The sequence below is a fragment of the Dryocola mayonis genome, from assembly GCF_051307045.1.
GTDB lineage: Bacteria > Pseudomonadota > Gammaproteobacteria > Enterobacterales > Enterobacteriaceae > Dryocola.
Window position 1 is genome coordinate 3,763,032 of sequence record NZ_CP150452.1, and the last position, 20,365, is coordinate 3,783,396.

Below are 20,365 nucleotides of genomic sequence, written 5' to 3' on the forward strand. Positions count from 1 at the left end.
ATCTGTAAATTCACTGCCTTTTGTGGCGTACCTCGAAAAAAGGACCTTAATCATGATCAAGTTTAGCGCAAGCCTGCTTGCCACGCTGATCGCGGCCAGCGTAAACGCGGCCCACGGTCGATCTGCGGATTCTCGAAACTACCGATCTACACAGCAATATGATGGACTTCGACTACTACAAGGATACGCCGACCGAGAAGTTCGGTCTGGTACGCACGGCAAGTTTAATCAATGCCGCGCGCGGTGAAGCCGTCAACAGCCTGCTGGTCGATAACGGCGACCTGATTCAGGGCAGCCCGCTTGGCGATTACATGGCGGCGAAGGGGCTGAAAGCAGGCGAAGTCCATCCGGTCTATAAAGCGCTTAACACGCTGGATTATGCGGTAGGAAACCTGGGTAACCACGAGTTTAACTACGGCCTGGACTACCTGCACAAGGCGCTGGCGGGAGCAAAATTCCCTTACGTTAACGCCAATATCATCGACGCAAAAACCAGTAAGCCGCTGTTCACGCCCTATTTAATCAAAGAAACGGCGGTCAAAGATAAAGACGGCAGGACGCAAACCCTGCGTATTGGCTATATCGGCTTCGTGCCGCCGCAGATCATGACGTGGGATAAAGCGAATCTGGACGGTAAGGTGACGGTGCAGGACATCACCGAAACTGCGAAGCGCTACGTGCCTGAGATGCGAAAACAGGGCGCGGATTTAGTGGTCGTCGTCGCCCATTCGGGACTTTCCAGCGATCCTTATCACGCGATGGCTGAAAACTCCGTCTATTACCTCAGCGAGGTTCCGGGCGTGGATGTGTTTCTTTTCGGGCACGCGCACGCCGTCTTCCCCGGCAAAGATTTCGCCGGTATCAAAGGCGCGGACATTGAGAAAGGAACGCTGAACGGCATTCCCGCGGTGATGCCGGGCATGTGGGGCGACCATCTCGGCGTGGTGGATCTGGTGCTCAATAACGACAGCGGCGAGTGGAAGGTCACCAGCAGCAAGGCGCAAGCGCGTCCCATTTATGACAGCGTGGCGAAGAAGTCGCTGGCGGCGGAAGATGCAAAGCTGGTGAAAGTGCTGGCGCACGATCATGACGCCACGCGTGACTTTGTCAGCAAGCCTATCGGTAAGTCAGCCGACAATATGTACAGCTACCTTGCGCTGGTGCAGGATGACCCGACCGTGCAGGTGGTGAACAACGCCCAGCGCGCCTACGTCGAAAAGTTCATTCAGGGCGATCCGGATCTGGCGAATCTACCGGTGCTCTCCGCCGCTGCGCCCTTTAAGGTGGGCGGACGTAAAAACGATCCGGCCAGCTTTGTGGAGGTCGAAAAAGGCCGGCTTACCTTCCGCAACGCCGCCGACCTGTATCTTTACCCCAACACGCTGGTGGTGGTGAAAGCGAGCGGTAAAGAGGTAAAAGAGTGGCTGGAGTGCTCAGCCGGGCAGTTTAACCAGATTGATGTCAACAGCGGCAGGCCGCAGTCGCTTATCAACTGGGACGGTTTCCGTACCTATAACTTCGACGTCATCGACGGCGTGGATTATCAGATTGATGTATCGCAGCCGGCGCGCTACGACGGCGAATGCCAGCTGGTAAATCCCGGTGCCGAGCGTATCAGGCAGCTGACGTTTAAAGGCAAACCAATAGATCCGGGCGCGACTTTCCTGGTCGCAACCAATAACTATCGTGCATACGGCGGTAAGTTCGCCGGCACCGGCGATGGCCATATCGCGTTTGCTTCACCGGATGAAAACCGCTCGGTGGTGGCTAACTGGATAAGCTCGCAGCAAGAGATCCATCCGGCGGCGGATAACAACTGGCGCCTTGCGCCCATCGAGAGCAAGCAGAAACTGGACGTCCGCTTTGAAACCTCACCCGGAGAGAAAGCCGCGGCCTTTATCAAAGAGAAAGCCCGGTATCCGATGCACAACGTCGGCAATGACGATATTGGCTTCGCCCTTTATCAGCTCGATCTGAGTAAATAATTTCAGCGCAAACCTCATCCGCCGCCATGCTGGCGAATTCCGATATCGGCGCGTCCAAAAGCGGCCTGTTTGACGACGGCAAGCCGCTCAGCAAGCTGATTGGCCGCCCTACCACCTTGAAGAGCGCGTCCGCGCCGCGCTGTAATTGTTATCTGTCCGTTAAAGATGGACATCCCTATACTTAAGGGATGTCCTGACGGAGAAGATAACTTGCAAGGCGTCCCTGACTTCAACGATGAAAAGATAACGCCCAGTTTCGGCGCCTGCCGCAGCTGCCCGGCGTTGAGCTTTATCACGCCCACATTTCACAATACGCCCGTCACGCCTGCCCCTACCCTCCCCACAAAGACCTAATCAGGAAGATAAAGATGCTATCTGGCGTGATGTATGCCCTGCTCGCGGGGCTGATGTGGGGGCTGATTTTCGTGGGCCCGATTATCGTCCCCGACTACCCCGCGGCGCTGCAGTCCACCGGGCGCTATCTGGCGCTGGGGCTGATTGCGATCCCGCTGGCATGGCTTGGGCGACAGCGTCTGCGCAAGCTTAGCGGCAGGGACTGGCTGACTGCGCTAAAGCTTTCAACCGTCGGCAACCTCATTTATTACGTTTGCCTCGCAAGCGCCATACAGCGCACCGGCGCGCCCGTCTCAACGATGATTATCGGCACGCTGCCGGTGGTGATCCCCGTCCTCGCCAACCTGCTTTATAGCAAGCGCGACGGTAAACTGCCGTGGCGGCGCCTTGTCCCAGCGCTCGTTATTATCGGCGTCGGGCTGGCGATGGTGAACAGCGCAGAACTGCGCGGCGGGCAGATTGATTTCAGCTGGCGGCGGTATGCGAGCGGCATCTCTCTGGCCTTGGTGTCGGTCGCCTGCTGGGCCTGGTACGCCCTGCGCAACGCCCGCTGGCTGCGCGAGAACCCCGATAAAAACCCGATGATGTGGGCCACGGCGCAGGGGCTTGCCACGCTGCCGCTCTCCCTGCTCGGCTACATCGCCGTGTGTCTTTATATGGGCCGCAGCGGCGCTGATTTCGCCCTGCCGTTCGGGCCCCGCCCGGAGGTTTTTGTTACGCTGATGCTCGCCATCGCCCTGTTCTGTTCGTGGCTTGGCAATTTATGCTGGAACATCGCCTGTCAGCGCCTGCCAACGGCGATCGTGGGCCCGCTTATCGTCTTCGAAACCCTGGCGGGGCTTGCCTATACCTTTATGCTGCGCCACAGCTGGCCGCCGGCTCTGACCCTGCTGGGCGTCCTGTGCCTGATTAGCGGCGTGGTGCTGGCGGTGCTGGCCAGGCCGCAAAAAACGGAAGTTAGCGAGGTTGCCGTCACGCTGGACAAATAACAGGCTACCTCAAAAGGGTCATAGCCTTCCTTTAAAGATGTATTTAATATGCATCTTATAATTTCTATGACGAGGTATGCATCCATGGCCTTCCGCGACCAACCCTTAGGTGAACTGGCTTTAACCATTCCGCGCGCTTCCGCGCTGTTCCGCAAACTGGATCTGGATTTCTGCTGCGGCGGTAAACAAACGCTTGAGCGCGCAGCGACCCGCAAAGAGCTGGATCTCGAAGCTATCGAAGCGCAGCTTGCGGCCCTGGCTGAAGAGCCGATTGAGAAAGAGTGGCGCACCGCCCCGCTGGCCGAAATCATCGATCACATTATCGTTCGTTACCACGACAGGCACCGCGAACAGCTGCCGGAACTGATCCTGCAGGCGACAAAAGTTGAACGCGTGCATGCGGATAAGCCAAACGTGCCTAAGGGCCTGGCGAAGTATCTCACCATGCTGCATCAGGAGCTGAGCAGCCACATGATGAAAGAAGAGCAGATCCTGTTCCCGATGATTAAAAACGGCATGGGCTCACAGGCAAACGGCCCGATTAGCGTAATGGAAAGCGAGCATGATGACGCGGGCGAACTGCTGGAAGTTATCAAGCACACCACCAATAACGTTACCCCGCCGCCGGAAGCCTGCACCACCTGGAAAGCGATGTATAACGGTATTAATGAGCTGATCGATGATTTGATGAATCACATTAGCCTTGAGAACAACGTGCTGTTCCCGCGGGCTTTAGCCGGCGAATAAAAATAAGCCTGCCACTGTAGCGCCCCTCTCCCCAACCCTCTCCCGGGGGAGAGGGTTACGGTCAAACCGGTCGCCGTTACTTGCGCAATGCCGCAAGCCGTTTCTTACCGATAAACATCCAGCCCAGCCCCAACACTACAAACCACAGCGGCGTGACGATCAGCGCCTGGCGAGTATCGTCCTCAAGCGTCAGCAGCACGATGACAAAGACGAAGAACGCCATGCAGACCCAGCACATCAGTTTGCCAAGCGGCATCTTGTAGCGAGATTTCTGATGCAGCTGCGGACGCTGTTTGCGGTACACCAAATACGAGCAAAGGATAATCGTCCAGACAAACATGAACAGAATCGCCGACACGGTGGTGATCATCGTGAAGGCGGCGATCACATCCGGGTTGACGTAAAGCATGACCACGCCGCCCAGCAGACAGATGCACGAGAAGGTCAGGCCCTTCGCCGGCACGGCGCGTTTAGACAGCTTAGCGAAGGCTTTTGGCGCCACGCCGTCCTGCGCCAGGCCGAACAACATGCGGCTGGTCGAGAAGACGCCGCTGTTAGCCGAGGAGGCCGCCGAGGTCAGCACCACAAAGTTGATGATGCTCGCGGCGGCAGGCAGGCCCACCAGCATAAACAGCTCAACGAACGGGCTCTTATCCGGCACCACGGAGCGCCATGGCGTGACCGACATAATCACGATCAGCGCAAACACGTAGAACATAATGATACGAACAGGGATCGAGTTAATCGCGCGCGGCAGCGATTTTTCCGGGTCTTTGGTTTCCGCCGCGGTTGTGCCCACAAGCTCAATACCCACGAAGGCAAATACCGCTATCTGGAAGCCGGCAAAGAAGCCGCTCAGGCCTTTCGGGAACCAGCCGCCGTCGTTCCACAGGTTATTGAAAGAGGCTTCAACGCCGGACGGCGAATGGAAGTGAGTCAGCACCATCACCAGGCCGATAACAATCAGGGCGACGATGGCGACGATTTTGATCATCGCAAACCAGAACTCCATCTCCCCGAACATTTTTACGGTCGCAAGGTTTAGGCCCAGCAGCACCAGCACCACGGCAAGAGAGGCGACCCAGTCCGACAGGCCGGGGAACCAGAACTGCGCGTAAGCGGTGATGGCCACCACGTCCGCCATGCCGGTGACCACCCAGCAGAACCAGTACGTCCAGCCGGTGAAATAGCCGGCCCACGGGCCCAGCAGGTCGGCGGCGAAATCGCTGAACGACTTGTATTCGAGGTTGGAAAGCAGCAGCTCGCCCATAGCGCGCATCACGAAGAACAGCATAAAGCCGATGATCATATAGACGAAGATGATCGAAGGCCCGGCGAGGCTGATGGTTTTGCCGGAGCCCATAAACAGGCCGGTGCCGATAGCGCCGCCGATGGCGATAAGCTGGATATGACGATTTGTTAAATTGCGCCGCAGCGACTGCTCAGCCGGAGCCTCAGCAACCTCTGCGACTTTTATCTGATCTACCATGTTTTATTTTTCCTGTACCTGTCTGTTGTGTTCAGGCTCTGCCGGCCTTTGAAACGGTATATTTGATGTGATGAGGCTTTCATAAAGCACCTCGATACGAGGTAAGAATCGGCGGGTTGAATATTTATGACAAGCAACATGTTAATTTTTTGTTTAATTTGAGTGCGATATCACTCAGTTAACGCGACACACCTCACAAAAACACCCGGAACGGGGGCGTATGCAAGATAAAATCACGCTTTTCCGTTAACAACCAAACGAAAACCCCGCCGAAGCGGGGTGATTAAATCGCTTACAGAATTTCCAGCAGTTCCACTTCGAAGACCAGGGTGCTAAACGGCGGGATGGATGCGCCTGCGCCGCGCTCGCCGTAGGCCAGGTTTTGCGGAATAGTCAGCTCCCATTTAGAGCCCACCGGCATTAAGGTCAGCGCTTCAATCCAGCCGGCGATAACGCCGCTTACCGGGAATTCTGCCGGTTCGCCGCGCTGTACGGAGCTGTCGAAGACGGTGCCGTCAATCAGTTTGCCGGTGTAGTGAACACGTACGTGATCTTTACGGGAGGGAATTGGACCGCTGCCCTGAGTCAGCACGCGGAATTGCAGGCCGGACTCGGTGCTGCTCACGCCTTCTTTCTTGATATTTTCTTCAAGGAATTTTACGCCTTCAACGGCCATTTCTTTCTGGCGTTCCTGACGCACGGCATCGGCGCGCTCGTGAACTTCGCGCAGCGCGCGGTGAACAACATCAACCGGAACTGACGGGGCATTCCCTTCCAGCGCATCACGCAGGCCTGCAACCAGCGCTTCCGGCAGCAGACCCTGCAGACCAGATTCACGCAGTTGCTGACCAACCTGTAAACCAATACCGTAACTTGCTTGCGCTTCGACGCTGTCAAAAGAAGGGGTTGTCATGAATTTTCCTTTAAGGTGTTTAAAAGCAGGCCTGCAGCATAGCAGCGTCAACCAGGCGGGTAAAATGCAAAAGCCTTAAAGGTGACAAATGGGAATGAAACGGGAACAATGGGGCCGGGCGCGTTAAATTGCGGGCGAAGGTCACGTAAAGCTGTATTGCTCAGGGCATCAATTAGTTAGCATTCTATAATGGAGTTGGGAATGTACATTGCACGCTGTGTGAATATGAGGAGGGTTGCCGATGCGATTCGCTATTAAACCAAGGCTTGCGCGTATCTGGCACGCACCTGAGCATTTCCGCCTGATGGATCCGCTTCCTGCCCCGCACCGCCGGGGAATTATTATCGCAGCGCTGGTAATGATTATCGGCTTTTTGTGGCCTGCCGCAGAAGAGCCGCCCCGCCCCGTCACAAGGGATGCGCAGCTGTCCATTGAGTCCCAGTCGCCGATGCATGCCGAGCTGGTAAATCCGCCGGCTGATACCGCGCCTGCGGCGACGCAAGAACCGGTGCAGGCCGAAGAGCAGCCGCAGACGCAGGCGCCTGTGCCAAATACGAATAATGATATTGAAGGGCAGTGGCGTGCCTACCGCGTGGAATCCGGCCAGACTATGGCGCAGCTTTTCCGCGATCATAAGCTGCCGCCGGCCGACGTCTATTCCATGGCGCAGGCCGAGGGCGACGACAAGCCGCTGAGCAATTTACAAACCGGGCAGATGGTGCAGATTCGTCAGAACGCCAACGGCGTGGTGACCGGCTTGACCATTGATATCGGCAACGATCGCCAGGTTCTGTTCACCCGTCAGCCGGACGGCAGTTTCCTGCGCGCGCGCTGAATTCAGCGTCCTTAGAAAGGCAAAACGCCGGCGCGAGGCCGGCGTTTTAACGTATACGTCAGCGTAAATTACGCTTCAGCAACTACGTTTACAGTCAGTTTAGCGAAGACTTCGCTGTGAACCTGGAAGTCCACTTCGTGCTCGCCGATGGTACGCAGAACGCCGTTCGGTAAACGAACTTCGCTCTTAGCCACGTCAACGCCAGCTGCAGTTACAGCGTCAGCGATGTCGCGAGTACCGATGGAACCGAACAGTTTACCTTCGTCGCCTGCTTTAGACGCGATAGTAACGGTTTCCAGTGCGTTGATCTTCGCAGCGCGAGCTTCAGCAGCTGCCAGAACGTCGGACAGTTTAGCTTCCAGTTCTGCACGGCGTGCTTCGAAGTATTCAACGTTTTTCTTGGTAGCAGGAACAGCTTTACCCTGTGGTACCAGGAAGTTACGAGCGTAGCCCGCTTTAACGTTAACCTGATCACCCAGGCTACCCAGGTTTGCTACTTTATCAAGCAGAATAACTTGCATTACCTTATCCTCTCAAAGTCGTATTAATGGACCGTGCCCGATTACTGATGACGATCAGTGTACGGCAGCAGGGACAGGTAGCGAGCGCGTTTGATAGCGCGAGCCAGCTGACGCTGGTATTTTGCACGGGTACCGGTGATACGGCTTGGGACAATCTTACCGCTTTCGGTGATGTAGTTTTTCAGCGTAGCGATGTCTTTATAGTCAATCTCTTGAACGCCTTCCGCGGTGAAACGGCAGAACTTGCGACGACGGAAATAACGTGCCATTTGGCTAGTCTCCAGAATCTATCAATTCAATCTGCTCGGCATGCAATACCACTTTGTTCAGCCCATTTTTTGCCTGATGGCAGGTAATGAAGCCCTGAACCGTAAGTACCGTGCCGACCGTTATACTGTGAGTAATGGCCTGGTGTGCATGCCCGCTAATAATAACCGGCATTCTGCACCACGCCTGCCGGTTAAAACCGGCCTCCTCCTGCACAGAACGATGCTCAAGCACGAACTGGCAGTGAGGAATTCCTGACGGGCTGACCTTGCGAAGGGGCGTCTTGCACACTGTGCCAGACAGCACCAGGCGGTTTGCCGTCATCAGAAATTACTCTTCAGAATCCCCAGCATCTGCATCGTCAGCGGTTTCGCTAGCGAAGTCATCGCGACGTTCGCGACGTTCGTCTTTCGCTTTAACCATTGGAGATGCTTCGGTAACCGCGTGCTTAACGCGCATAACCATGCTACGGATAACGGCGTCGTTGAAGCGGAAGTTTGTTTCCAGCTCATCAATCACTTCCTGCGGAGCTTCAACGTTCAGCAGAACGTAGTGAGCTTTGTGCAGTTTGTTGATTGGGTAAGCCAGCTGACGGCGGCCCCAGTCTTCCAGACGGTGGATCGTACCTTCTGCTGCAGTGATTGCACCAGTGTAACGTTCGATCATACCCGGAACCTGTTCGCTCTGGTCAGGATGGACCATAAAAACGATTTCGTAATGACGCATCGAATTGCTCCTTACGGATTATTCAGCCTCCTGATAGGGTCAACCGCGGCCCATGGAGGCAAGGAACGTGTTTGTGTGCGGCTGAAAATTTGACGCGCCATAATACAAGCGGGACCCGATAAACTCAAGGCTGAAAGCGATTTAATTCTTTTGCATGACGGCTAATAAATAAGCTTCCTGCTAACACCGTGAAATCTATAAAGTTACCCTGGGTTACTAAAAATTTTTGAAGAAGACCAACAGAAATGGTCACTTTTTATTCAACGACATCGGGTTACACTTATTTAACAGGCCGCCACTAAACGTTAACAGGAGCGACGACCGCCAAAAATACCGCTGTAGTGGAGCGCATTATGAAGACTATCGCTTATGCCCTTGTCGCTGCGTTTTTGCTTTGTGCGAATGCGACGGCGGCGATCAAGATAGACAGCAAAATCGCCAGAAATATGGATGATGTGCAAAGCCTCGGGGTAATTTACATCAACCATAATTTCGCCACCGAACAGGAAGCCGAGCTGGCTATCAATGAGGATGCCGACCGACATGGCGCGAAGTACTACCGCACCCTGTTAATGAGAGAACCCGGTAGTAACGGCAACATGCACGTCAGCGCGGATATTTACAGGTAACAGCCCTATTCCCAGCGTTAACACCAGGAATGCCACAACGACATAGAAAGCCAATGTTTGACTTGCCCCCGAAAGGGGGCTTTTTTTGCCGGCCTTATAAATGCCGGGCAAAAAACTGCACGGTAGCGTCGAGCGCCTCAGGCGTAACGCGATGCTTCACTCCCGCTTCCCACAGGCTGGTAAGCTGCCTCTCCAGGCCTTGCTGGATAAGCGCCTGCTGCAGACGCCAGGTTTCCACCGCGGGCACTACGTCGTCGTCTTCGCCGTGCCACAGCATGAGCGGGCGATCGCCGATGCGTTCAAGCTGATGGCTGACGTCATACTCAGCAAGCATCGCGAGGCACTCATCGAGCCGGTCCGCCGGCGGCGGGAAAAGCTTTTTGGCGAGCGTCACAAAATAGCCGGAGCCCATCAGGCAGGCTACGCAGCGCACCTCCGGATGGCGGGCCATAATGCCCAGCGCCGTCATGCCTCCCATTGAAGCGCCGCCTACGGCAAGCCTTCCTTCTTTTATAAGGTTTTGCTCGTCCAGCGCCTGCCGCAGCCGGGCGAACTCGTCAATATTCGTTTTGAGGGTGGGCCAGAACTGCTGCAGGCGCATATCCGCATCGCCGTCGAAACGCGCTCCGTGACCTTGCGCATCAGGCATTATGACGCGCATACCTGCCTGCGCCAGAGCCACCGCAAAATAGCTATAAACCAGCTTCGAAGAGGTAAAGCCGTGATAAAACACCACGCAGGGGAGAGCATCGTGTTTCCGCCCGCCGGGAAAGGCGTGTAAAACCTCGATGCCTGCAAGCCGTTCCGTATAAATTTCCGTCATTCCCCCTTCCCCCGATTCGCTGTGAATTACCTGTTGTAAGGCAAGGTATGGCCCGGAGCAAGAAAATCACGCGAAAGGATGATGGTAATGATGAGATCCAGCCTACGATTTTCATTCGAAAGCGCTAAAAAAGCGCGGCGAAGGTAACAGATCGGGAACAATCCCTCATCAGGACATTAACCCGGAACTACAATATGGCTATTAAGAAATGAGAAAACACCATGCGATTGTTATCAGCTTTGTTACTGGCGGCGATGCTCTGCGGCTGTAGCGTACTGCAAGGCACGCCCCAGCCTGCGCCGCCGGCTGCGGATAAGCCGCAGGAGATCCAGCGCTCACAAACGCAGGGGCTGATAAAGATCGGTACGGTAACGGCGATGGAACGCGGCTCTCCGATGGATACCGAAACCGTGATTAAAGCAAAAGCTGCGGCAGCGAAGGCCGATTACTATCTCATCGTCCTGAATGACGAAACCATTGTGGCGGGGCAATGGTACGCGCAGGCGATTTTGTACCGAAAATGAGATCCTGATGCGGCTTATTTATTGATATTTACACAGCTTTTCGGCGTTTTATTGTTTCTTATGCACAATGGGCCTCTCCCCGGAAACAGGAATGGGGTTCAGTTTAGCGAAGGAATGCCCTGTTGTTGACCAGGACCGTTTATAAGGAGCTGACAATGAAACGATCTCTTGCCTTAACCTCATTACTGTTGTCTGTGGGGCTGATTACCACCGCTGCTCAATCGGCGGAAGACGTCGCCGCGGACCGCGTTACCGGGTTGAATGAAATCGGCTTGATTTCCGTCAATGGCATTGCCGGTAGCGCACAGGACGTGGAAAAAATGATTGCCCTGAAAGCGGATGAACAAGGTGCTTCCTATTACCGCATCATTCAGATGCAGGAAAATCACCAGGCGGATAGCTGGCGCGCGCAGGCAATTCTTTACGCGTGAAGCTGACTTGCGGCCATCCTGCTCTGAAGCCGCGCCCCGCGCGGCTTTTTCGATCACAAAACGACCATTGCATGATCCAGATCAAACAATTTATTCATATCTGGTTACATTTGAGGGTTAAACGTTAGCGTTCGTCTGCCGTTGAAGGTGCATCCCAGATTCCTTCACCAGGCCGTATTCATGATAAAAACACTCCGACATCCGGGACTTGGCGCGAAACTTTCGCTGCTGACCGGTTTTAGCGTTGCGCTCCTTTTTCTTCTTTTTACCTTTGCGCTCAGCCAGCGCGCCAGCCAGCAGCTTGAAGCCCTGGCGCTTGAAGATTTAAACAATCAGGTCAGCGGCGTTAGCGATATGGCGCAAATGCTCGACAGCAGCCTCAGCGCGGAGGTTGAAAGCTACACCCGTCTGTTCAACAGCTTTCTGCCGCAGCCCCTTTCCCGCGACGAGGGCCAGCCGCGGTCTATCAACGGCCTGAACGTGCCGCTGTTAACGGCAGGCGATCGGATATTGCATGAAAATAACGACATCCCTGATGACTTCCTCGCCCGCACCTCGGCAATTTCCACGCTGTTCGTACGCAGCGGCGAAGATTTCGTTCGCATAGCGACTTCGCTGCGCAAGGAAGACGGCAGCCGCGCCATCGGCACGGTGCTGGATCGGGCCAGCCCGGCCTGGCAGAAAGTCAGCCGCGGCGAAACCTATCGCGGCCTCGCCCTGCTGTTTGGTAAACGCTACATCACCGAGTATCAGCCCGTGAAAGACGGCGCCGGCAATACCATTGCCATCCTGTTCGTCGGGGTCGATATCACCGCCTCCTGGCAGGTGATGCGCGAGAAAATACTGAGCCGTCACCTGGGCAGCAGCGGACGCTTCTACGTGCTGGATGGCGCGGCCGGCAAAAACTACGGTAACTATCTCTTCCACAGCAGCGAAGAAGGCAGACGCCCGGCCTGGGATGACGCCACGCAGAAACGGCTGCTGAGCGCTGACAAAGGCACCCTTGAACGCACGACTCCTGACGGCAGCGTCTCTATTATGGCGTTTAGCCGCCTGCCGGGCTGGAACTGGACCATCGTAGGCGAGGTGGATAAGCCGACGCTGTTAAGCGCCGTGACCAGCATGCGCAATCAGTTCTTAGCGCTGGGTATGGCGCTCGCGCTCGCCTTTGCCCTCTTTTTCGTGGTCATCATTCGCCGCTGGCTGAGCCGACCGTTACGTGAGGTGATAAACGTTGCGGAACATTACGCGGCCGGCAATTTACAGGTTACGCTCCAGACCAGTCGTCAGGACGAAGTCGGCCAGCTGATGCAGGCGATCAACGGTATTGGCAAAGGCATTGAGAAGATAGTCATACAGGTGCGCCTGGCTGCCGGCGATATCGGCCAGGGAACCGATGCGCTGGCGGCAGACAGCGAGGAAATCAGCGCGCAAATCAACAAGCAGGCCAGCAGCGTGGAGGAAACCTCCGCCAGCATGGAGCAAATCGCCGCGACCGTGCTGCAAAACGCCGGGAATATCTCACAGGCAAAACAGCTGGTAAGCAGCACCGCGCAAGCCGTACACAGTGGCGGCAGCACCGTCACCCACGCCGTGGCGACGATGAACGATATTAAATCGGCGTCGCAGCGCATTGCGGATATTACCCAGGTCATCGAGTCCATCGCTTTTCAGACCAATATTCTCGCCCTGAACGCGGCCGTTGAAGCTGCCCGCGCCGGGGAACACGGCAAAGGCTTTGCGGTTGTCGCACAGGAAGTGCGCGCGCTGGCCGCCCGCAGCGCCAACGCCGTAAAAGAGATTGACGGGCTGATTGTCGATACGCTTGCAAAAGTCACCGAAGGCCATGAGCTGTCTGAAAAAACCCGCCTGGCGATGGAATCTATCATCACCCACATCGACCGCATTAACCTGCTGGTCACCGAGATTAACAGCGCCTCGCACGAGCAGTCGGCGGGCATCGGGCAGGTCAATATCGCGATGGCGCAGATTGGCGAAGCCACGCATATCAACGCCGACCGCGTTTCGCGTACCGAGCAGACGGCTTACGATCTGCGTAGCAAAGGCCACCACCTGAACGAGCTGGTGAGCATTTTCCGGCTTAACGCCTGAGCGATGGTTACGCTGTGCGCCCGGTGGCGCGCAGCAGTACATCGACCACCGCCTGTTCAGGCAGCACCGACTCTCCTCGATCGTCGAGCATCATCCGACACCAGGCTTCCGCCAGCGGGGGAGAAAGATGCGGCAACAGCTGCGCCCCGGTCGCCAGGGTCGCCAGCTGGTGGGTAATATTTCTTCCCCACGCCTCCTGCGGCTTGCGTATGCGCTGCTGCAGCTGTCGCCAGCGGCGATCGAAATGACGGTTCTGTCCTTTCACCTCGTCAAATTCGGCATGCAGCATCTCCAGCACGCCAGGCGTACGGGCAAGCACCCGCAGCACGTCAAGGCTCATGATATTGCCCGAACCTTCCCAGATGCTGTTGACCGGCATTTCGCGATAGAGCCGCGGCAGCTCGCTGTCTTCGCAGTAGCCGATGCCGCCGAGCACCTCCATCGCCTCCGCCACAAAGGGCATTCCCGCCTTGCAGATGCTGAACTTCGCCGCCGGGGTAAACAGGCGGCAGTAGGCCAGCTCAAGGGGATCCGCCGGTGATTCCCAGGCGCGGGCCAGCCGGAACAGAAAGGCGGTTTGTCCCTCAAGCTGCAAAGCCATGCGTCCAAGCAGCTGGCGCATAATGGGCTGATCGATAAGATTTTTGCCAAATGCCTGCCGCTGGTGGGCATGATAAAGAGCGACGGATAAAGCCCGGCGCATCAGGCCATGGCTGCCGAGCGCGCAGTCAAAGCGGGTGAAGCCGCCCATTTTAAGAATGGACCGCACGCCCTCGCCCTCTTCGCCTATCAGCCAGGCGGTGGCGTCGCAAAACTCCACCTCGCTGCTGGCGTTGGAGCGATTGCCCAGCTTGTCCTTAAGGCGTTCAAGCCTTACCTGGTTGCGCTGCCCGTCGGGCAAAAAACGCGGCAGGAAGAAACAGGAAAGCCCGCCGTGGGCCTGCGCAAGCACCAGATGAGCATCGCTTTGCGGCACGGAGAAAAACCATTTGTGCCCCACCAGCCGGTACATCTCACCCGGCCCGCGCCTGTCTACCGCTTCCGCGCGCGTAGTGTTGCTGAGCACGTCTGAGCCGCCCTGCTTTTCGGTCATCCCCATGCCGATAAGCAAACCGCGCTTCTGGCCGCCGGGCAGAAGATGGGCGTCGTAACGATCGCTAAGCAGCGGCTTTAACCACGGCTGAAATTCCTTCGGCAGGTATTTTTGCAGCAGGGGAATCGCGCCGAAGGTCATGGTCACCGGACACAGGGTTCCGGCCTCGACCTGCGCATGCTGAACAAAACGCGCCGCTCGCGCTACGAAAGAGCCCTGGCGGGCATCTTCCTGCCACGGCAGATTGTGAACGCGATTCGCGCACAGCCCCTGCATCAAAAGGTGCCAGGCGGGGTGAAAGCGCACGTCGTCAAGGCGTTCGCCGCTTGGGTCGTAACGCAGCAGTTCAGGAGGGTTAGCGTTCGCCAGCCGTCCCAGCTCCAGCGATTCCGCGGAGCCAAGCTGCTGGCCGATGCTGGCCAAAAGCTCTGTATCCCAGCCCGCGCCTTCGCGATTAACGGCCTCGCACAGCGAGATATCGGAAAGAAAAAGGTTACTGTTGTTGAGGGGTATGGGTTGATTAAAAACGGTATGGGTCTGCCAGCGCATCGCGTTCCCTCCAGTAATGGCAACGCCATTAAGTATGGACGGTGACGACGCTTATGCCTGGAGAAGGATCACAAAGCGGGGGAGTAAATCACCCCCCGCGTTGTATTTATTAACTGCGTTGACGCACCGCTTCGAACAGGCAGATGCCGGTCGCGACGGAGACGTTTAATGACGAGACGGTGCCCGCCATCGGGATGCTAATCAGCTCGTCGCAATGTTCGCGCGTCAGGCGACGCATGCCTTCGCCTTCCGCGCCCATCACCAGCGCCATCGGGCCGGTCATTTTGCTCTGGAACAGGGTGTGGTCCGCTTCGCCGGCCGTGCCGACAATCCAGATGTTCTCTTCCTGCAGCATGCGCATGGTGCGCGCCAGGTTGGTGACGCGGATAAGAGGCACGTGCTCCGCCGCGCCGCAGGCTACTTTTTTCGCCGTGGCGTTCAGCATCGCCGAGCGATCTTTAGGCACGATAACCGCATGCACGCCGGCCGCATCGGCGCTGCGCAGGCAGGCGCCGAGATTGTGCGGATCGGTTACGCCGTCGAGAATTAGCAGGAAGGGTTGATCGAGGCCGGCAATAAGCTCCGGCAGATCGTTTTCCTGATACTGACGGCCCGGCTTCACGCGCGCGATAATGCCCTGATGCACGGCGCCTTCGGATTTTTCATCCAGCCACTGACGGTTTGCCATTTGCACAGGCACGCCCTGAGCTTCCAGCGCATGAATCAAAGGCATCAGACGTTTGTCTTCCCGGCCTTTAAGAATAAAAACTTCCTGAAAACGCTGGGGAGCGTTCTCAAGCAGCGCCTGGACGGCGTGGATGCCGTAAATCATTTCACTCATTGCTGTCACTCGTTTCAGGCGCTTAAGCGCCTGTTTTATGTATCAGTTTTCCCCTCACCCTTGCGGAATGAGGGTTATATTAGTCCGGCTGCTTTTTAGCAGCCCGCTTGGCTTTAGTCGCGGCGGCTATTTTACGGGTTTTGTCCGAAGGCGTTTTTGCTTTCTTCTCCTTCTTCTCGCTTTGCGCTTTCTTCGGCTTGCCTGGCCCTTTCTCTTTACGGAAAGCGCTGTCCGGCTCGAAGTTTACGCGTTTGCCCCCCTGACGGCGTTTTGGCCCCGTACCGTTACCGCCTTTTTTGGCTTTGTCTTTCGCGGTTTTACCTTCGCCGCGCGGCGCACGAGAGCTTGAAATCAAGGAGAAATCAATTTTGCGCTCGTCCATATGCACAGCCTCGACGCGAACCTCAACGCGGTCGCCCAGGCGATAGGTCTGGCCGCCGGATTCACCAATCAGGCGCTGCCCGACCTGGTCAAAACGGTAATAGTCGTTATCGAGCGAGGAGACATGCACCAGGCCGTCGATAAACAGATCCACAAGGCGCACAAAGAAGCCGAAGCCGGTAACGCTTGCGATAATGCCGTTGAACACCTGGCCGACCTGATCCTGCATGAAGTCGCACTTCAGCCAGTCCGCCACGTCGCGCGTCGCTTCGTCTGCGCGGCGTTCCGCCATCGAACAGTGCTGGCCAAGCTGCAGCATCTCTTCCATGTCGTAGTGCCAGCCGCCGGATTCGGTGCTGTTGCCCTTATGCCCCTGCTCTTTCGCCAGCAGGTATTTAATCGCGCGGTGCAGCAGCAGATCCGGATAACGACGAATCGGCGAGGTGAAGTGCGCGTATGACTGCAGCGCAAGGCCGAAGTGGCCGCGGTTTTCCGGATCGTAGACCGCCTGCTTCATGGAGCGCAGCAGCATGGTTTGCAGCATTTCATGGTCCGGACGATCGGCGATGGACGTCAGCAGCTCCGCATAGTCGCGCGGCTCTGGTTTCTGCCCGCCGGGCAGCTCCAGGCCAAGCTCGGCCAGCACCGTACGGAATGAGGTAATGGCGTCGTTGGTCGGCCTGTCGTGATCGCGGAACAGCGACGGCTCGTTGTGCTTTTCAACAAAGCGCGCGGCCGAGATGTTCGCCAGAATCATGCACTCTTCAATAAGCTTGTGCGCATCGTTGCGGACGGTTTGTTCAACGCGTTCGATACGGCGCTCGGCGTTAAAGATAAACTTCGCCTCTTCGCTTTCAAAAGAGATGCCGCCGCGCTGCGAGCGGGACACTTCCAGCACCTTGTAGAGGTTGTGCAGCTCTTCAATATGCTTCACCAGCGGCGCATATTGTTCGCGCAGCTCCTGGTCGCCCTGCAGCATGTGCCACACTTTGGTGTAGGTCAGACGCGCGTGGGAGCTCATTACCGCTTCGTAGAATCTCGAACCGGTCAGGCGGCCTGAGGCGGAGATGGTCATCTCACAGACCATACACAGGCGGTCCACCTGCGGGTTCAGCGAACACAGGCCGTTGGAGAGCACTTCCGGCAGCATCGGGATGACCTGCGACGGGAAGTAAACGGAGGTGCCGCGGTTGCGGGCTTCTTTATCCAGCGCGGTTGGCGGACGGACGTAGTAGCTTACGTCGGCGATGGCCACCCACAGGCGCCAGCCGCCGCCGCGTTTTTTCTCGCAGAATACGGCGTCGTCAAAGTCGCGGGCGTCTTCGCCGTCGATGGTAACGAGCGGCAGGTCGCGTAAATCCACGCGGCCCACTTTGGCCTCTTCCGGCACTTCTTCTTTCAGCGAAGCCACCTGGGCTTCAACTTCTTTCGGCCAGATATAGGGGATTTCATGGGTGCGCAGCGCCATATCGACGGCCATGCCGGTACCCATATTATCGCCGAGGACCTCGACGATTTTACCCACCGCTTTAGTGCGGCGGGTCGGGCGCTGGGTGAGTTCAACCACCACCACAAAGCCCATGCGCGCGCCCATCAGCTCTTCTGGCGGGATCAGGATATCAAAGCTCAGGCGGCTGTCGTCCGGCACCACGAAACCAATGCCCGCATCGGTAAAGTAGCGGCCCACGATCTGTCCGGTTCTTGGTTCAAGCACGCGCACGATACGCGCTTCGCGCCGGCCTTTACGGTCCGCGCCCAGCGGCTGCGCCAGCACGATATCGCCGTGCATGCACATTTTCATCTGTTCGGATGAAAGATAGAGGTCGTCTTTACGGCCTTCGACGCGCAGAAAACCAAAGCCATCGCGGTGGCCAATAACTTTGCCTTTGAGCAGGTCAAGGCGTTCCGGCAAGGCGTAGCACTGGCGACGGGTAAAGACCAGCTGGCCGTCGCGCTCCATGGCGCGCAGGCGGCGGCGCAGCGCTTCAAGCTGCTCTTCGCCGTTAATATTCAGTTCATCCGCCAGTTCGTCACGGTTAGCGGGTTTTTCACGTCTGGAAAGGTGGGCAAGAATAAATTCCCGGCTTGGGATCGGGTTTTCGTATTTTTCGGCTTCTCGTTCCTGAAAAGGATCTTTTGACATTGCGGTTCCTCCGAAGTCATCCACAGATGGAATAAGGATTACTCCACCAGCAGTAATTTGTAGAGCGGTTGGTTTTGATCGACCAGGTCGGCCAGCGTATGCCTGTCAAGCTCGGTCAGGAAGCTTTGCACCGCCAGCGCCAGCGCCTGTTTCAGGCGACATGCGGGGGTAATATGACAAAACGCGCTGTTACAGTTCACCAGGGAAAGCGGTTCCAGCTCGCGTACGACGTCCCCCACACGAATAGTGTGCGCAGGGCCTGCCGAGGCGAATACCGCCGTTTTTACCGCGCACTGCCGTCACGAAGCCAGCACGGCTGAGCTGATTGATGATTTTCACCATATGATTACGGGATACGCCATATACCTGCGTCACCTCAGAAATACTCGTCATTTTACCTTCCGGCAAAGACGCCATATAAATCAAAGCACGTAAACCGTAATCAGTAAAACTCGTTAACTGCACATCAACCTCTTGGGTGGGAGGGGAAACGCTCATTGCCATTGTGGCGATATATTGATGATAAACCAGCCATATCTTTGGCGGCTAATTTATTTGTTCGGGGAAGGCAAAAAAGCGGAGGGAAGCAAAGCAAAACGGGGTGCGACGATCGCACCCCGTAACAGGATTATGCGTCGAACGGATCGCGCAGAATCATCGTTTCAGAACGATCCGGTCCGGTAGAAATAATATCCACCGGCACTTCGGTAAGTTCTTCAATACGTTTGATATAGTCCAGCGCTGCCTGCGGCAAGCCGCTACGCTCTTTCACGCCGAAGGTCGTTTCAGACCAGCCCGGCATGGTTTCGTAGATTGGCTCGATGCCTTCCCAGTCATCCGCCGCCATTGGGGTGGTGGTGACTTCACGGCCGTCCGGCATGCGGTAACCTACGCAGATTTTCACCTCTTTCAGGCCGTCGAGCACGTCCAGCTTGGTCAGGCAGAAGCCCGAGAGGGAGTTGATCTGCACCGCGCGACGCACGGCAACCACGTCCAGCCAGCCGGTGCGACGGCGACGACCGGTGGTCGCGCCAAACTCGTTACCCTGCTTGCACAGGAACTCACCGACGTCGTCAAACAGTTCGGTCGGGAATGGACCTGCGCCAACGCGGGTGGAATAAGCCTTGATGATGCCCAGAACGTAATCCACATAGCGCGGGCCGAGGCCGGAGCCGGTCGCAACGCCACCTGCGGTGGTGTTAGAGGAGGTTACGTACGGATAGGTGCCGTGGTCGATGTCCAGCAGGGTGCCCTGCGCCCCTTCGAACATCACGAAGTCACCGCGTTTGCGCGCCTGATCCAGCAGATCGGAGACGTCCACTACCATGCTGGTCAGGATGTCGGCGATAGCCATGACATCGTCCAGCACTTTCTGGTAGTCAACCGCTTCAACTTTGTAGAAGTTAACCAGCTGGAAGTTATGGTATTCCATGACTTCTTTCAGCTTGGTTGCAAAGGTGGCTTTGTCGAACAGGTCGCCAACGCGCAGGCCGCGACGGGCCACTTTGTCTTCATACGCAGGACCGATGCCACGACCTGTGGTGCCGATAGCTTTGGCGCCGCGCGCTTTTTCGCGAGCAACGTCTAAAGCTACGTGGTAGTCGAGGATCAGCGGGCATGCTTCAGACAGCAGCAGGCGCTCACGTACTGGAATACCGCGGTCTTCCAGGCCTTTCATCTCTTTCATCAGCGCCGCAGGAGACAGCACAACGCCGTTACCAATGATGCTGGTGACGTTATCGCGAAGAATGCCTGATGGAATAAGATGGAGGACGGTTTTTTCACCGTTGATTACGAGAGTATGGCCTGCGTTGTGACCGCCCTGGTAGCGCACAACATATTTAGCCCGTTCAGTCAGAAGATCGACGATCTTTCCTTTACCTTCGTCACCCCATTGGGTGCCCAGTACGACGACGTTGTTACCCATTTTTCAAAATCACCGTTTGCTTAAAAAAGGATTCTACCATCGGTTTCCCCGATGATCAGCCCTTTTAGTCGACAAAATAGTAATCG

General features: G+C 56.5%; 18 protein-coding genes and 3 pseudogenes. 9 read left to right on the forward strand and 12 right to left on the reverse strand.

Translation table 11 applies throughout. From position 1 onward, the window contains the following. Positions 1 to 52 precede the first annotated feature (52 nt). The 4 genes and pseudogenes from WLO32_RS18200 to ytfE all read left to right on the forward strand — a co-directional run bounded on the left by WLO32_RS18200 (position 53) and on the right by ytfE (position 4,075). Positions 53 to 1,985: pseudogene (locus tag WLO32_RS18200) on the forward strand (bifunctional 2',3'-cyclic-nucleotide 2'-phosphodiesterase/3'-nucleotidase). Between the two features lie 20 nt (positions 1,986 to 2,005). Beyond that, positions 2,006 to 2,170, forward strand: a pseudogene (locus tag WLO32_RS18205) (hypothetical protein); the annotation flags it as partial. A gap of 183 nt (positions 2,171 to 2,353) precedes the next feature. Beyond that, a complete protein-coding gene (locus WLO32_RS18210; protein WP_435946401.1) occupies positions 2,354 to 3,328 on the forward strand; it encodes a DMT family transporter in 975 nt (324 codons plus the stop codon). Positions 3,329 to 3,412: 84 nt separating this feature from the next. Continuing rightward, entirely contained in the window at positions 3,413 to 4,075 is a 663-nt protein-coding gene (gene ytfE, locus WLO32_RS18215; RefSeq protein ID WP_435946402.1) for an iron-sulfur cluster repair protein YtfE, read from the forward strand. 76 nt (positions 4,076 to 4,151) lie between these two features. Here ytfE and cycA read toward each other — a convergent pair whose 3' ends face one another. Next, the gene (cycA, locus tag WLO32_RS18220; protein WP_435946403.1) at positions 4,152 to 5,564 is read right to left on the reverse strand and encodes a D-serine/D-alanine/glycine transporter; all 1,413 of its coding nucleotides are present in this window, start codon (positions 5,562 to 5,564) and stop codon (positions 4,152 to 4,154) included. A gap of 292 nt (positions 5,565 to 5,856) precedes the next feature. Then, positions 5,857 to 6,477, reverse strand: coding sequence for an FKBP-type peptidyl-prolyl cis-trans isomerase (fklB, locus tag WLO32_RS18225; RefSeq protein ID WP_435946404.1), 621 nt, complete (start codon positions 6,475 to 6,477; stop codon positions 5,857 to 5,859). Between the two features lie 235 nt (positions 6,478 to 6,712). Between fklB and WLO32_RS18230 the strand changes: the two genes are divergently transcribed. After that, positions 6,713 to 7,312 (forward strand): OapA family protein, encoded by a 600-nt coding sequence (locus WLO32_RS18230; protein ID WP_435946405.1) that lies wholly within the window; start codon positions 6,713 to 6,715, stop codon positions 7,310 to 7,312. Positions 7,313 to 7,380: 68 nt separating this feature from the next. Here WLO32_RS18230 and rplI read toward each other — a convergent pair whose 3' ends face one another. From rplI to rpsF, 4 genes are read right to left on the reverse strand one after another with little or no spacing between them, the layout of a single operon-like run. Further along, the gene (gene rplI / locus WLO32_RS18235) at positions 7,381 to 7,833 is read right to left on the reverse strand and encodes a 50S ribosomal protein L9 (protein WP_435946406.1); all 453 of its coding nucleotides are present in this window, start codon (positions 7,831 to 7,833) and stop codon (positions 7,381 to 7,383) included. Positions 7,834 to 7,874: 41 nt separating this feature from the next. Next, the gene (gene rpsR, locus WLO32_RS18240; RefSeq protein ID WP_000135199.1) at positions 7,875 to 8,102 is read right to left on the reverse strand and encodes a 30S ribosomal protein S18; all 228 of its coding nucleotides are present in this window, start codon (positions 8,100 to 8,102) and stop codon (positions 7,875 to 7,877) included. A 4-nt stretch (positions 8,103 to 8,106) separates the two neighbouring features. Next, positions 8,107 to 8,424 (reverse strand): primosomal replication protein N, encoded by a 318-nt coding sequence (gene priB, locus WLO32_RS18245; protein WP_167609871.1) that lies wholly within the window; start codon positions 8,422 to 8,424, stop codon positions 8,107 to 8,109. A gap of 6 nt (positions 8,425 to 8,430) precedes the next feature. Further along, a complete protein-coding gene (rpsF, locus tag WLO32_RS18250) occupies positions 8,431 to 8,826 on the reverse strand; it encodes a 30S ribosomal protein S6 (RefSeq protein WP_121266840.1) in 396 nt (131 codons plus the stop codon). Positions 8,827 to 9,179: 353 nt separating this feature from the next. Between rpsF and yjfY the strand changes: the two genes are divergently transcribed. Next, positions 9,180 to 9,455, forward strand: a complete 276-nt coding sequence (yjfY, locus tag WLO32_RS18255; protein ID WP_435946408.1) for a DUF1471 family protein YjfY — start codon at positions 9,180 to 9,182, stop codon at positions 9,453 to 9,455. A 94-nt stretch (positions 9,456 to 9,549) separates the two neighbouring features. Here yjfY and yjfP read toward each other — a convergent pair whose 3' ends face one another. Further along, positions 9,550 to 10,278 (reverse strand): esterase, encoded by a 729-nt coding sequence (yjfP, locus tag WLO32_RS18260; RefSeq protein ID WP_435946409.1) that lies wholly within the window; start codon positions 10,276 to 10,278, stop codon positions 9,550 to 9,552. A gap of 221 nt (positions 10,279 to 10,499) precedes the next feature. Between yjfP and bsmA the strand changes: the two genes are divergently transcribed. From bsmA to WLO32_RS18275, 3 genes are all read left to right on the forward strand, one after another. Beyond that, positions 10,500 to 10,802 (forward strand): biofilm peroxide resistance protein BsmA, encoded by a 303-nt coding sequence (bsmA, locus tag WLO32_RS18265; protein WP_435946410.1) that lies wholly within the window; start codon positions 10,500 to 10,502, stop codon positions 10,800 to 10,802. Between the two features lie 155 nt (positions 10,803 to 10,957). Next, positions 10,958 to 11,233: a DUF1471 domain-containing protein gene (locus WLO32_RS18270; RefSeq protein WP_121266844.1), complete on the forward strand. Its 276-nt coding sequence runs from the start codon at positions 10,958 to 10,960 to the stop codon at positions 11,231 to 11,233. Between the two features lie 180 nt (positions 11,234 to 11,413). Next, a complete protein-coding gene (locus WLO32_RS18275) occupies positions 11,414 to 13,345 on the forward strand; it encodes a methyl-accepting chemotaxis protein (protein ID WP_435946412.1) in 1,932 nt (643 codons plus the stop codon). Positions 13,346 to 13,352: 7 nt separating this feature from the next. On the opposite strand, the gene WLO32_RS18280 is transcribed toward WLO32_RS18275, so the two are convergent. The 5 genes and pseudogenes from WLO32_RS18280 to WLO32_RS18300 all read right to left on the reverse strand — a co-directional run bounded on the left by WLO32_RS18280 (position 13,353) and on the right by WLO32_RS18300 (position 20,279). Further along, positions 13,353 to 14,987 carry an isovaleryl-CoA dehydrogenase gene (locus WLO32_RS18280; protein ID WP_435946413.1) on the reverse strand — a complete coding sequence of 545 codons (1,635 nt, stop codon included), beginning with the start codon at positions 14,985 to 14,987 and terminating at the stop codon, positions 13,353 to 13,355. Positions 14,988 to 15,096: 109 nt separating this feature from the next. Next, positions 15,097 to 15,828, reverse strand: a complete 732-nt coding sequence (rlmB, locus tag WLO32_RS18285) for a 23S rRNA (guanosine(2251)-2'-O)-methyltransferase RlmB (protein WP_435946414.1) — start codon at positions 15,826 to 15,828, stop codon at positions 15,097 to 15,099. Positions 15,829 to 15,907: 79 nt separating this feature from the next. Beyond that, positions 15,908 to 18,352 (reverse strand): ribonuclease R, encoded by a 2,445-nt coding sequence (rnr, locus tag WLO32_RS18290; RefSeq protein WP_435946415.1) that lies wholly within the window; start codon positions 18,350 to 18,352, stop codon positions 15,908 to 15,910. Between the two features lie 38 nt (positions 18,353 to 18,390). After that, positions 18,391 to 18,817: pseudogene (nsrR, locus tag WLO32_RS18295) on the reverse strand (nitric oxide-sensing transcriptional repressor NsrR). Positions 18,818 to 18,980: 163 nt separating this feature from the next. Continuing rightward, on the reverse strand, positions 18,981 to 20,279 hold the full coding sequence (locus WLO32_RS18300; RefSeq protein WP_121266850.1) for an adenylosuccinate synthase: 1,299 nt from the start codon (positions 20,277 to 20,279) through the stop codon (positions 18,981 to 18,983). Between the last annotated feature and the right edge of the window lie 86 nt (positions 20,280 to 20,365).